At 53.9% G+C, this 11,476-nt stretch carries 7 protein-coding genes; 4 read left to right on the top strand and 3 right to left on the bottom strand.

The annotated features are described in order from the left end of the window. Nucleotides 1-75: 75 nt before the first annotated feature. Both F7231_RS10895 and katE read left to right on the top strand, forming a co-directional pair. Nucleotides 76-2,571, top strand: coding sequence for a heavy metal translocating P-type ATPase (locus F7231_RS10895; protein WP_166691902.1), 2,496 nt, complete (start codon nucleotides 76-78; stop codon nucleotides 2,569-2,571). Nucleotides 2,572-2,677: 106 nt separating this feature from the next. After that, nucleotides 2,678-4,819: a catalase HPII gene (katE, locus tag F7231_RS10900; protein ID WP_166691903.1), complete on the top strand. Its 2,142-nt coding sequence runs from the start codon at nucleotides 2,678-2,680 to the stop codon at nucleotides 4,817-4,819. Between the two features lie 94 nt (nucleotides 4,820-4,913). Here the strand turns inward: katE and F7231_RS10905 are convergent, their stop codons facing one another. The 3 genes from F7231_RS10905 to F7231_RS10915 all read right to left on the bottom strand — a co-directional run bounded on the left by F7231_RS10905 (nucleotide 4,914) and on the right by F7231_RS10915 (nucleotide 6,090). Then, entirely contained in the window at nucleotides 4,914-5,153 is a 240-nt protein-coding gene (locus F7231_RS10905) for a hypothetical protein (RefSeq protein WP_085411072.1), read from the bottom strand. A gap of 168 nt (nucleotides 5,154-5,321) precedes the next feature. After that, nucleotides 5,322-5,729 (bottom strand): group III truncated hemoglobin, encoded by a 408-nt coding sequence (locus F7231_RS10910; RefSeq protein ID WP_166691904.1) that lies wholly within the window; start codon nucleotides 5,727-5,729, stop codon nucleotides 5,322-5,324. 13 nt (nucleotides 5,730-5,742) lie between these two features. After that, complete coding sequence (locus F7231_RS10915; protein ID WP_166691905.1) at nucleotides 5,743-6,090, bottom strand: ArsC family reductase; 348 nt, start codon at nucleotides 6,088-6,090, stop codon at nucleotides 5,743-5,745. 553 nt (nucleotides 6,091-6,643) lie between these two features. Between F7231_RS10915 and F7231_RS10920 the strand changes: the two genes are divergently transcribed. Both F7231_RS10920 and F7231_RS10925 read left to right on the top strand, forming a co-directional pair. After that, entirely contained in the window at nucleotides 6,644-9,826 is a 3,183-nt protein-coding gene (locus tag F7231_RS10920; RefSeq protein WP_166691906.1) for a SusC/RagA family TonB-linked outer membrane protein, read from the top strand. Between the two features lie 26 nt (nucleotides 9,827-9,852). Beyond that, nucleotides 9,853-11,400: a RagB/SusD family nutrient uptake outer membrane protein gene (locus F7231_RS10925; RefSeq protein ID WP_085411076.1), complete on the top strand. Its 1,548-nt coding sequence runs from the start codon at nucleotides 9,853-9,855 to the stop codon at nucleotides 11,398-11,400. The last annotated feature ends 76 nt before the right edge of the window (nucleotides 11,401-11,476 follow it).

Below are 11,476 nucleotides of genomic sequence, written 5' to 3' on the forward strand. Positions count from 1 at the left end.
ATCAGTCGATGACCTGATTTATGTCAGCCTATGGCGGCGCTTACCAGACGAATTTTGAGAAAACCCCCGGCGATTATGACTACGGCTACGTCCACCAAAACGGCCTGTTACCACTGCGGCAACGACTGCCCAACCGATACCAACCCGATTTTTTTCGACGATAAACCTTTTTGCTGCACAGGTTGCGAAACCGTGTATCAGGTGCTGAGGGAGCATCAGCTATGCCAGTATTACGACCTCAACACGGCGCCCGGCACATCACTGGGTGAAACGCCGAACATCGCCCGGCTGGCCTTTCTGGACCACCCCGACATTGCCGCCCAGCTCATCGATTTTCAGAACGGCAGCGTGGCTCACGTTACGTTCTACGTACCCGCCATTCATTGCTCGTCTTGTCTGTGGCTGCTCGAACACCTGTACCGACTTGACCCGGGGGTGCAGCAAACGCGTGTCGACTTCCTGAAAAAGCAGGTGCATCTGGTGTTCGACCCCGCGCAACGGTCGCTGCGGCAAGTGGCCGAACTACTTACGTCGCTGGGGTACGAGCCACTCATTAGCCTAAATGATGTGGTGAAACAGGGGCAGAACTCCAGCTACCGATCGTTGCTGTATAAGCTGGCCGTAGCCGGTTTCTGTGCGGGTAACATTATGCTGTTCAGCTTTCCCGAATACCTTGGCCTCGATGATCCGTCGTTCAAGCACCTGTTCGGCGTATTGAACCTGCTGCTAGCCACACCGGTGGTCTTTTATTCAGGCTCGGGCTATTTCGAGTCGGTTTGGAAAAGCCTCCGTCGCGGTATCATCAACATCGACTTTCCCATTCTGCTCGGTATTCTGGTGGCCTATTTCCGGGGCACCTATGAAGTGTTCGCATTGGGAGGGGCAGGCTACTACGACTCCGTTAGCGGCCTGATTTTCTTCCTGCTGTGCGGAAAGTGGTTTCAGCAACGTACCTACGACTTCCTGTCGTTCGAACGTGATTATAAATCGTATTTCCCCCTCGCGGTAGAACGCCTGGGGCAGGGGGCGCAGGGCTTGATACCCAGGCCTGAGGGATCGGAAGAGCAAGAAATTACACCAACCCCCACCCCCCTTGCTCCCCGCCCCCAGCCCTACCCCCCAGCCCCTGCGCCCCCCGCCCTCGTCCCCGTTGCAGACTTGCACAAAGGAGACCGCATCCGGGTGCGGCACGGCGATCTGATTCCGGCCGATGGGCTGCTGTATCGGGGCGAAGGCCTGATCGATTACTCGTTTGTCACCGGTGAGTCGGAGCCGGAACAACGCGAGCCAGGTACGTTGCTCTATGCGGGCGGACGGCAGATGGGCGGGATAATTGACCTCGAACTCGTGCGCGATGTGTCGCACAGTTACCTGACCCAACTCTGGAATAACGACGCCTTCAAAAAAGACAAGCCGAGCCGCGCCAAGACCTTCGCCGATGCTGTGGGTACGTATTTCACCATCACTGTGCTGACACTGGCGACGCTTATTGGCGGGTACTGGTACGTTGTTGCCGGGCAGCCCACTACGGCGGTCAACGCCTTTACCGCGATCCTGATTGTGGCCTGTCCGTGTGTGCTGTCGCTGTCGTATCCGGTGGCGTTAGGGCATGGGTTGCGACTGTTGAGCAAGCGGGGCTTCTACCTCAAAAATGCCGACGTGATTGAGCAGCTGGCGCATTGCGACACCATCGTTTTCGACAAGACAGGTACGTTAACCACGCCCGCTTCAGCGTCTGTTACCGAATCGTTTATCCAGCCGCTAACCAGTATTCAGCGGGCGATGGTGAAGGCGCTGGTTAGCCAATCAGCGCACCCTCTGAGCATCCGATTGCGGCAGTACCTGGCCGAATGTCCACCGATGCGCGTCGAGAATTTTACCGAACTACCTGGCCAGGGCATCATCGGACTTGTCGACGATCTGATTATTAAAGTAGGCAATGCGGCGTTCGTGGGCGGGCAGAAGGCCGCTGGTGAGTCAACCGTTCATATCAACATCGACGGGGTATATCGGGGGTATTTCCAGTTTGCCACGCAACTCCGCGATGGGCTAATCAATATGCTGACGTCGTTTGTGGGGCACGGCAAACGGCTTTACCTGCTCTCGGGCGATACAGACGCCAGCCGCAGCCACCTCAGCACCTGGTTCGACGACGACGCCATGCGATTCAATTGCGGCCCGGAAAACAAACTCCAGTTTATTAAAGAGCTTCAGGCTAGCGGTCAGCGTGTGCTGATGATCGGCGATGGGCTCAACGATGCCGGTGCCCTCAAACAAGCCGACGTAGGTATTGCCGTAACCGATGACACGCTCCGATTCACCCCCGCCAGCGACGCCATTCTGGAAGCCAATTCGCTGGGGCAACTCCCCCGGTTCATGAATTATAGCCAGTTTGCCATGCGGCTCATCCGGTTCAGCTTCGGTGTGTCGCTACTCTACAATTTCGTCGGGCTGTCATTCGCCGCCACCGGTCATCTATCGCCCGTTGTAGCCGCCGTGCTAATGCCGCTGAGCTCCGCCACAATGGTACTCATGGCCACTATCGGTATGCGGTGGAAACCAATCCGTTAGTCGTCGGCCAGAAGTGTGTAACGCTCTTTTTAATCAGTCAACCTGAACAATAGCCAGCTGCAATAGTATTTCTCGTAATCCCATAGATTAAATAATAATACTATTTATGCATACTCAACAAAACCGCGACAACACCAACGATAAGCTGGAGGAACTGAACCAGAACCGGGAAGACGGCAGCGGGCAATTTTTGACCACCAATCAGGGGCTTCGCGTCAACGACGATCAAAATTCGCTTAAAGCGGGTGATCGGGGGGCCACGCTACTGGAAGATTTTATCCTGCGTGAGAAGATCACTCACTTCGATCATGAGCGCATTCCCGAGCGAATTGTTCACGCACGCGGAGCAGCAGCACACGGCTATTTCCAGGTCTATGAGCCCCAAGCCGAACTGACCAAAGCGAAGTTTTTGCAGGATCCGTCGAAGAAGACGCCGGTCTTTCTTCGCTTCTCTACAGTGGCCGGTTCGCGGGGGTCATCGGATCTGGCGCGCGACGTACGGGGGTTTGCCGTTAAATTCTACACCGAAGAGGGCAACTTCGACCTGGTGGGCAATAACATCCCTGTTTTTTTCATTCAGGATGCCATCAAGTTTCCAGACCTGATTCATGCCGTAAAGCCTGAGCCCAACAACGAAATTCCGCAGGCAGCCTCGGCCCACGATACCTTCTGGGATTTCATCTCAATCACACCCGAATCGATGCACATGATCATGTGGGTCATGTCTGACCGGTCTATTCCGCGCAGTTATCGCATGATGGAAGGTTTTGGCGTACATACGTTTCGGTTCATCAACGAAGCTGGCAAGGCCCGCTTTGTGAAGTTCCACTGGAAACCGCTACTGGGTGTACATTCGGTCGTGTGGGATGAAGCACAGTTGATTTCAGGTCGCGATCCTGATTTTCACCGCCGCGACCTGTGGGATTCGATTGAAGCGGGTGCGTATCCGGAATGGGAACTGGGGGTTCAGATTGTGGAAGAAGAAGACGAACACAAGTTCGATTTCGACCTGCTCGATTCAACCAAACTTATTCCCGAAGAGTTGGTGCCGGTAAAACGAATCGGTAAGCTGACGCTTAATCGCAATCCGGATAACTACTTTGCCGAAACGGAACAGGTCGCGTTCCACTTAGGGCATCTTGTTCCCGGTCTTGACTTCACGAATGACCCGCTGCTACAGGGCCGTTTGTTCTCCTACACCGATACCCAGTTGAAGCGGTTGGGTGGGCCAAACTTCCACGAAATACCCATCAACCGGCCTATTGCTCCCGTACACAACGGACAACGCGACGGGCACATGCGCCAGACGATCAACAAAGGCCGAACCAGCTACAGTCCAAACCTGATCAATGACAATTCGCCTGCTCAGGCAACCAAAGCAGAAGGAGGTTTTTCGAGCCATGCCGAGCGGATCGACGCACGCAAGGTACGCGCCCGTAGTAAAAGCTTCGGAGATCATTACAGCCAGGCTAACCTGTTCTGGACCAGCCAGTCGGACGCCGAAAAAACACACCTGGTTAAGGCCTTGCGGTTCGAACTGAGCAAAGTAGCTATTGAGGAGATACGCATCCGGATGCTTGTGCAGTTAGCGCAGGTCAACAGCACGCTGGCTAAACTTGTTGCCGAAGGGTTGGGTATGGACGTACCTGCCACCGACGGCATGCAGCTCAATCTGGCAGTACCGGCCGACGCCAACCCAGCAGATTACCAGTCGGCCCCTGCTAAAACAGCAACAGCCAAGTCGGAGGCATTGAGCATGGCCAACACCGTGAAGAGCGGAATAAAGACCCGCCAGGTAGCTATTCTGGCCGCGGATGGTGTTGATGCGGCCGAACTGAAAGCGATGAAAGAAGCGCTGTCGGCCGAAGAAGCGGTCATTGCCATTGTTGCGCCGCGCGTAGGCAAGCTAAAAACGTCAACGGGTGAACTGGTGCACATCGACGCCAGCCTACAGGGTACCTCATCGGTGCTATTTGACGCTGTTTACGTACCGGGCGGCAAGCCAAGCATCACCTCACTATTGCAGGAAGATGAATCGATTCGGTTCGTTCACGAAGCGTTTATGCACTGTAAAGCCATTGCTGCAACCAGCGAAGGCGTAGATCTGCTAAAAGCCGCCGCCACCGGAGGAGCCGCCGCGTTACTCACCAGCGACGGTGTCATCACTGGCTCAGGTGACATATCGCAGCAATTTATCCAGGCGATTGCTCAGCACCGTTTCTGGAGCCGGGAAAAGACGCTGGTGTAATCAGCGTAATTAATCACTTACCAGAAAAGCAAAAGGCCGTTGAGAACAACGGCCTTTTGCTTTTCTGGTAAGTGCTATATAATCTACCCAACTATTACTGAATCGGGAGGCTTTTACGGGCCAATTCTTTCCGCACTTTATCGGCGGCAGCCAGATCACTAAGCGTAATGCCCATCCGCTTCCGAAGGGTTGGCGATGTCTCCAGCATCTCACTCGCAATCCGAATCAGCACCGCCGCTGTGGCAGCCCCGTTTGTTTTGGGGCGTTTGCCGATAGTAGCCGTTGTAGTCGTGGTGTGATGTACCGTTGGATCAAGCAGTTTCAGTAAGTCCATGTTGAGAAATTTCCTGTTGTTTACGTTCTATACTACTAACGTAAATAACCGGAAATTCGTCGCAAAAAACAGGCTGTTCCAGGCACTATTTTCAGTTAATAGCTCACTGTTGATCAGCTACTTACTAAGTCTTTTCGCTCTAGCTGTTGGTCTACCATGCAAGCCCCCCTACTCACCAACCGACCCGTTGATATACTCCAGTTTGTGGTTCCAGACTGAGGCAATCTGTAAGGCGCGTTGACGTACCTGCTCGGCTGTTTCACCAGTGAACTGTTCTGTCAGTGTTGCGGAGAATAACGTCAGCCAGCGCTCGAAATGTTCGCGCCGGAGGGGGTGCTGCTGATTGACCAGCAGATGCGGCCGAAACGGATGGCCATTATACGCGCCATTACCCAGAATCAGCGACTCCCAGAAGGCATACATTTTGGGTAGGTGACTCGCCCAGTCGACCTCAGCCACATCCATAAAAATGGGACCAATCAGCGGGTCAACCTGGACTTTCTCGTAAAACGAATTCACCAGCAGCCGAACGGCTTCCGGCGAATCGAGCAATTGCTTATGCGTTTCCTCTATCATCGATAAAAGTTGACTACGCAGCAAACGTTGTGGCGTAGTCGTCAGCTTTAAAGCCTAACGCCACGATCTGCCCGTTTGATTCAATCAGCGGACGCCTGATGACCGACGTCTTGTCTAGCATCAGCGCAATCGCGCCTTCGGCATCGGTTGGTTTCTCAGCATCGGGTAGCTTTTTCCAAGTGGCCCCGGCCCGGTTCACGAGGTCTTCCCAGCTTTTCTGGGTTAGCCAACGTTCAATCGTAGCGCGGTCGATACCCCGCTTTTTGTAGTCGTGAAACTGGTAAGTAACCCCATGATCGGCCAACCAGGTTCGGGCTTTCTTCACGGTGTCGCAATTCGGAATGGCGTAGAGCGTATACATGTTTTTGAGATTGGCTAATGAAGAAGGGGATTATCACAGAAAGGTCCGACCTCTCGGCGCAGCGAACACAGAGTGGAAGCACACTTGCCAATGAGGTATTACTCTGTGTTCGTTCCATCTCTGCTTCCGCAAACATACCAGTTTCCTAACGTTGTCTCCCGCTGTCGGGGCCGCATCTAACCTGCGCCAACGGGCACGATAGTAAAGGTCATTCCCAGTAAACACACCACAAATTAGGCTGCAGGAAGGTCAGCGCTCAACTGAATCGACCCTGCTATCCTTTTTTTGTTTCACTATATTCAACAATGTTTCATCATTCCATTAATTACATAAATAATTGTAAAACAGTACTTTACTAGTATCAATCAAGTGTATAACATTCATAAAGTTTAATTAAAAATAAAAATATTGCTTAATACTTGACTTCGAAAAAACTATTTATACCTTTGTTTTCAACAGTGTTGAATAAAAAGAAACACTGTTCAAGCATTCACCCCCGACTTGGTAACTTGTCGATACCTGCTTCCTAAATCGTAAAAAACCATATCGTTTCATGATGAAAACTATCCTAAACCAACACAGGATTCTAGCTCGATTCCTGTGTTCTGTCCAGCTCGGGGTAATGCTGTTTCTGGCACTCGGAAAAACAGTGGCCGCCAACCCCATCAAGCAGCACATTGCAACGAATTCAGCCGGGCTCTCTAGCGTCGACCGGACCATTACAGGGAAGGTGACCGACGAAAATGACCAGGTGCTGCCCGGAGTCAGCATTGTGATCAAGAACACCACGACTGGAACGGCCACTAAATCCGATGGGGCCTACGAACTGCCTGTGAAAGACGGTTCCGTGACACTCGTTTTCTCGTTCATGGGGTACGTGGCCCAGGAAATTACGGTGGGCAACAAAGCCGTGATCAACGTGAAGCTGCTCCCCAACGCCGAACAGCTACGCGAAGTGGTTGTAGTCGGTTACGGTACGCAGCAGAAAAAAGATTTGACGGGGGCCGTGGGGTCTATCTCGTCGAAAGACATTGAAACGTCGACCATCAATACGCCCGACAAAGCTTTGCAGGGAAAAATTGCGGGGGTGCAGGTACACACCAACTCCCACGCACCCGGCGGTGGCATTGCGGTTCAGGTACGTGGTACAGCGTCGCTATCGGCGGGTGGTTCGCCCTTGTATGTGATCGATGGTATGCCCATCAGCAGTGGCGCGCAAACGAGCGCCAGCACCGATGCGGGCTCGTTCGGTGGTGCGCCTAACCCGCTCAACTCGGTCGACCCATCTGATATTGAGTCGGTTCAAGTATTGAAAGATGCGTCGGCCACGGCAATTTACGGATCGAGGGCGGCAAATGGCGTAGTACTGATTACCACCAAACGCGGCAAAGCCAACCAGCACAATGTCGACTTCGACGTGTCGGTGGGGGTGCAGGAAGCGCGGCGCAAACTCCCGTTCCTGAACGCGCAACAATGGGCGCAGCAGGCCAACGAACGAGCTTCGCTCCTGGGCCGTACGCCAACCTACACGGCTGCACAGGTAGCCGCCTTCGGGCAGGGCACCGACTGGCAAAACGAGGTATTTCAGGCGGCCCCGCGCCAGGCTTACAAACTCGCTTTTTCGGGCGGTAGCCAGAGTTTACGCTACCTTATTGGCGGCAACTATACCGATCAGCAGGGTATTCTTCCCGGTTCGAGCTTTAAACGCTACGGCACCACCATTAACCTCGACGCCACCGTCAGCAACCGGCTGAAAATTGGCGAAAGTCTGCTCTTCAGCGTCACGGACCAGTATACCGTCCCGACGGATACGAAAGGGTACGAAGGTATTTCCAACGTGATCAATGCGATTTATCAGGCACCGCCAACCATTCCGGCGCGCGACAGCCTCGGCACGCCCGTCAACCTGCGCAATTTTCCGCTGGGCAGTGGCCTCGAAAACCCGCTGACCATGACCGAACAATACAAGCAGTTGAGCAACACCCTGCGCCTGATTGGTACGGCCTATGCCAACTACAACATCATGGACGGCCTAGATCTGGATATTCGGGTGGGGGCCGATATTCGTGACTGGCGCTACCATGAGTACTACCCGATTGGTTCAGAAGCGGCCGCCGGAGCCAGTGGTAAAGCCCGCCAGATTGCGATTCGGAACCTGAACGTGAGTAACTCGAACACGCTGACCTACGCCACCACGATCAACAGCTTGCACAAACTGAAGATATTGGGCGGCTACACCTATCAACGCGAGAAAAACGAAACGATGGACGCGTCCTCGTTCGGTTTCCCCAGCGATGTGTTCCAATACTACAACCTCGGTCTGGGCAGCAGCCCCCAAACACCGAACAGCAACCAGAACGAGTGGACGCTGATCTCGTACCTGGGGCGGGTAAACTATACGTTCAATGATCGGTACCTGTTTACGGCCTCGATTCGGGCGGATGGGGATTCCAAGTTCGGGGTCAACAACAAGTACGGCATTTTCCCGTCGGTGGCGCTGGCCTGGCAACTGGGCGACGAGCCGTTCATCCGTAACCTGAATGTGTTTGACCAGCTGAAACTGCGCACCAGCTTTGGCCGCACGGGCAACGAATCGATCGGGGTATACCGGTCGCTATCGCTGCTTGGAACGGCGTTCGGCACGCGGAGTTCGTACATTTTCAATGGCTCGAAGGTACCCATCGCCTACCCCAACAACATCCCCAACCCGGATCTGAGCTGGGAGAAAACGCAGGAAGTAAACGTGGGGATCGACTTCTCCGTACTGAAAAACCGGTTGAACCTGTCGGTAGATGCATATTACAAAAAGACAACCGACCTGCTGCTCGACGTACCCATCGCCTCGCAAACGGGATTCAGCAGCGTGCTGAAAAACACCGGTGCCATGCTGAACAAAGGCATTGAAATTGGCGTGACCAGCACGAATCTGGCGGGTAAACTGGGCTGGACAACCAACTTCAATATCGCCTTTAACCGCAACGAAATTCTGTCGCTGGGCGGCGCGCCGTACCAGTACACCGGCTGGGTTGGTGGCGGCAACGTTACGCCCCACGACAAGAACACGGCCCGCCTAGAGCCAGGTCATTCGGTGGGTGAATTCTACGGTTCGGTCTACGAAGGCATCTGGAAATCAGCCGACGAGATCAAGCAGGTGGGTACCATGCCCTCGGCCAAACCCGGCGACATCCGCTACAAAGACGTGAACGGCGACGGCACCTACAACACCGAAAGCGACGACGTGTACCTGGGCAATCCGAACCCAAAATTCAACTTCGGCCTTACCAACGATGTCAATTTTGGTCCGCTCAGTCTGCACGTGTTCGTGTATGGCGAATACGGCAACTCGGTGCTCAACCTGGCTAAACAGCAATGGTTGCTCGACGGAGTCGGTATTTCGGCCATGCGCCTCGATCGCTGGTCACCCACGAATCCGAACGGCATTTATCCGGGCGCGGGCGCCTCGAATCCACAACGGATCAGCTCTATTATGGTTGAAGATGGCTCATTCCTTCGCATCCAGACCGTTGCGCTTACCTACAAAATCCCCACGTTCACCAAGTTCATCAAAACGGCCCGGCTTGGCGTCGGCGTGGATAACCTGGCCGTGCTGACCAAGTACACCGGCTACGATCCAGAGCTGAACTCCTACGGGTCGAGCAACACCACCAAGGGCATGGATCGCTACGGGTATCCGTCGGCCCGCACGTTCCGCCTCGATCTCAAGCTAGGCTTCTAATTCCTAAACCCGACCTTTTCCTATTTATGATCACTAAACTCAACAAAGCAATCGCCACTGGTTGTGTGGCGTTCGTCCTGGCCGGCAGCATTGGCTGCAAAGACATTCTGGACGAAAAAGTGTTCAGCCAGGTGGCCGTCGATGCCTTCTACAAAACCAGCGATCAGGCGCAACTGGCCCTGAACGGCGTGTATACCCGCCTCTGGGACGATACCTACCGCGATGGTCAGTGGGTAACGCTCGGCGACGTGACCGCAGGTACGTTGATCGGGGGTGGTTCGGCCAACGGCTCGGGCGACCGCTCGGGCGTAACCAACGATTTCAACACGTTTTCGTGGAACTCTGACGCGCTCGAACTATCAACGGCCTGGGATTTCTTCTATGCCGCCATCAACCGGTCGAACGTGCTGATTGACAAACTGGCGGCATCAAGTATTTCGAATAAAGCCAAACTCGACGGCGAAGCCCGGTTTCTGCGCGCGCTGTTTTATTTCAACCTCGTCCGCCTGTTTGGTGGCGTTCCGTTGCAGACGCAGGGCACAACCGACCTGAGCGAAGTAACGAAGCCCCGCAACACGGCCGACGAAGTATATGCATTGATTGTTAAGGATCTGGAAACAGCTGCTACCGAGCTGAGCCCCTACAGCGAAGCCGATCACACGGCCGGCAAAGCCACGTCGCTGGGGGCTACGGCCCTGTTGGCAAAGGTGTATCTGCAACAGCGCCAATGGGCTAAAGCGGCCACTGAAGCCAAAAAGGTGATCGACTCCAAAGCATTTGATTTGATGGCCGACTATGAGAATATCGTCAACCCAGACTTTCGGAATGGAAAGGAGATGATTTTCTCTATTCAGCATGGCGGCAATGCCAACAGCACCTCGCAACTGTACCAGACACGGATGATTTATCTCTTTGGGCCACCGGCCATGTCGCTGCCCAATGGCACCAGCATCCAGTTTCATTTGCTGAAAGATCTGGTCATTTTCCAGGTACGTAAAGACGTATTCAACAACACCCCGAATACATACCGGAAGTGGTGGTCGGTACGCGACAAGATGCCTTATTATTACAAAAATGGCATCAAGGATCTGGTGCGCGACACGGTGAAAATGTATGCCCCTTTCCTGACCAAGTTCAACCGGGTCGACTTCTCAACCGGCATTCTGCGCGAAGGCGTTGATTACCCGTTGATTCGTTATTCGGATGTGCTGCTCACCTACGCCGAAGCCACCAATGAAGTAGGCGGACCAACGGCCGATGCCTACGAAGCGATCAACAAAGTGCGCCGCCGGGCCAGGGCTGTGGGCACTGCCAACGCGCAGCCAGCCAGCATTTACCCTGACCTGACCGGACTCACACAGGCGCAGTTCCGCGATGCCGTACTGGCCGAATATTCGCAGGAATTCATTGGCGAAGGCCATTACCGCTGGGATCTACTTCGCCACGACCGGCTGATTACCAACGCCAAACAGCTGGGCATTACAGCCGCTGCCGATAAACATTTACTTTTCCCCGTTCCGGCCCTTCAATTGAGCCGCAACACGTCGCTCAAGCAAAATCCGGGATATAATTAATTTCCGAAAAAATAAGTCTTAACAAAGAGAAACAGGGGACACAGAGTTCGTATTGAGTATGATTTATTAATTGATT

The sequence above is a fragment of the Fibrivirga algicola genome (assembly GCF_011742925.1).
Taxonomy (GTDB): Bacteria; Bacteroidota; Bacteroidia; order Cytophagales; family Spirosomataceae; genus Fibrella; species Fibrella algicola.